3 protein-coding genes and 2 pseudogenes are annotated in these 2,091 nt (G+C 40.1%); 2 read left to right on the top strand and 3 right to left on the bottom strand.

Features of this window, described 5'->3' with window-relative positions:
- A pseudogene (locus ACO0K1_RS20085) lies at positions 1-118 on the top strand (IS30 family transposase); the annotation flags it as partial.
- A 162-nt stretch (positions 119-280) separates the two neighbouring features.
- The gene (locus ACO0K1_RS20080) at positions 281-589 is read left to right on the top strand and encodes a nucleotidyltransferase family protein (protein WP_423028961.1); all 309 of its coding nucleotides are present in this window, start codon (positions 281-283) and stop codon (positions 587-589) included.
- A 49-nt stretch (positions 590-638) separates the two neighbouring features.
- Here the strand turns inward: ACO0K1_RS20080 and ACO0K1_RS20075 are convergent, their stop codons facing one another.
- The 3 genes and pseudogenes from ACO0K1_RS20075 to ACO0K1_RS20065 form a co-directional block, all read right to left on the bottom strand.
- Positions 639-956: a hypothetical protein gene (locus tag ACO0K1_RS20075; protein WP_423028959.1), complete on the bottom strand. Its 318-nt coding sequence runs from the start codon at positions 954-956 to the stop codon at positions 639-641.
- Between the two features lie 24 nt (positions 957-980).
- Positions 981-1,778, bottom strand: a complete 798-nt coding sequence (locus ACO0K1_RS20070) for an HNH endonuclease (RefSeq protein WP_423028957.1) — start codon at positions 1,776-1,778, stop codon at positions 981-983.
- A 194-nt stretch (positions 1,779-1,972) separates the two neighbouring features.
- A pseudogene (locus tag ACO0K1_RS20065) lies at positions 1,973-2,091 on the bottom strand (IS30 family transposase); the annotation flags it as partial.

The following is a 2,091-nucleotide window of genomic DNA, read 5'->3' as shown; positions in this document are numbered from 1 at the left end:
TACACAACAGGAGATTGATCACGCCATGAATAGACTGAATAATCGACCAAGAAAAAGGTTAGGATACCTTACACCCAATCAGGTATTCTTCAAAAATACGCTTGCACTTCAAAATTGAACTCGCGATAAGTAATATTGATACTGAAATGATTAAGCAGTTTCAGCTTTAGGTGGGGTCGCTACTAGCCGAAGAAATCAAATGTTTGCCGGACAAATGTCGGTGCATCATAATTAAGCAAATGGCAATATTGATAGCGCTTAATTGCGGCACACCAAACTCATGAGCCAACAACCGGACCTTGATGTAACGGCAAAGCAATGGGCGATCATCGCAGCGATATTGCAACGCCATGTTCCCAATGACACCGTGTGGACATTTGGCTCACGTGCGAAACACACAGGCAAACCCTACTCTGATCTGGATCTGGCAATCGAAAGCAACTCAGGTTTATCTTTAGGTCTCATCGCAGGGTTAGAATATGACTTTTCGGAATCCGATTTGCCATTTAAGGTGGACATTGCGGATTGGGCGGCGATGAGTGAGGATTTTCGTCAGCTAATAGACGACGATAAAGTGAAGGTCTGGTAATCTTTGTCACTTCAGCGAGATGAATAGCGAACTATTTTCGGTGCGACAATTACGTTAATCTTTTCGCCTCTAGTTGTTCAATAAAATCGCTTATCGACTGCAAGTCGTCTCCAATGTTGTTGTCAACGAGATGCTCCAATCGATCAAATTCATGCCAATCGTGATCAAGTTCGTCGTCGTAATCTTCAAAGAATAACTCTGGTAAGCCAACCGCAAAAGCATCAAAAAATAAGTCTTCTAAAAGATTGGATTTTATTTTTTCTGTCAGGTTTTCTAAACTGAAACCATGTGGATTTTCAAAATAAGCTTCGCCAAAATTTTTGAAATTTCCAGCATCGCGATACATGTATAAAAATCTTACTTTCACGTCAGCACCTAAGAAAATCAATACTTAATTCGACAAAAATATATGCTCGTTATGCCAAGAAATAAATTCGTTTGAAGGTATAAATTTTTCAGGCAAAGAAATTTTCTTGCCGTCTAAATCTAATAGCCATTCAGATGTAAATTTATTCTTCTCTAATTTTCTAGCAGAAGAGGAAACCTTGACTTCATAGTCGTGTGTGATTGTGATAAGCCCTTGATCGAACGCTTTATCGTGAAGGGCAGAAAGACACAAACCATTACGCGGGTTGAGGCGATTATCTTTATCAGATTTCCAAGGTACGATGTGACTAGCGACCAATAAACTTGGATGCGATAAGCCAGTAATGCAGCACCGTCCAGAATATGCACTTAATACGGAGCGGCGAAAGAAATTTTGACCTATACGAATTTTTGTCTGCGCTACTTTTGTTTCGGCAGAGTAGTCCAATTCATCTTCGACAATTCCTAATTCTGTAGTGATGGCACTTTCGAGCAATGGCTGACTTGACTCAACTAAGTTATCAACTATAGTCTGACTTTGCATCGCGAAAGAATTCCAATCATTTTGCATTTCGTCCCACATTGCCCGATCCAATTTTGATGATCCCTTAAGCCCCACCCTACCCGTGTCGGTAATAAGTGGATCAAGGCTTGCAATGTTGACTAATTTCATTGCTAGGGCTGATGGCGTACGATCTATCAGCGCTGCTAGACGAATAATGTCGGGATTGCGGCTATGAAATTTTCCGAAAGGTAGCTGGCAATACAAATTAAATGCAACCAATAGCTGCTCTCTCGTCCATGAGCTTGATTTTACGGTCATCAAATTTTCCGTTTAGTTTTCTTTATTGCATCATAACTGAATTGGTTTGTTTGCATCAAAAACAACGAACGAACATAGACAAACTAATTTCCTCGGATATCCCAGTGCGTTATTCGTAGCAACAATCTCATCCGAGTCTAGGTGACCAAAGGTTCTCTTTGTTGTTTATTTGAAAGCAAGATATATACGCGAGTTCAATTTTGAAGTGCAAGCGTATTTTTGAAGAATACCTGATTGGGTGTAAGGTATCCTAACCTTTTTCTTGGTCGATTATTCAGTCTATTCATGGCGTGATCAATCTCCTGTTGTGTAA

Origin of the sequence: Undibacterium sp. SXout20W (assembly GCF_049340285.1) — a bacterium.
In the GTDB taxonomy this organism is placed as follows: domain Bacteria; phylum Pseudomonadota; class Gammaproteobacteria; order Burkholderiales; family Burkholderiaceae_D; genus Undibacterium.
The sequence above is the reverse complement of the archived record's forward strand: the minus strand, read 5'-3'. Positions and strand labels throughout refer to the sequence as shown.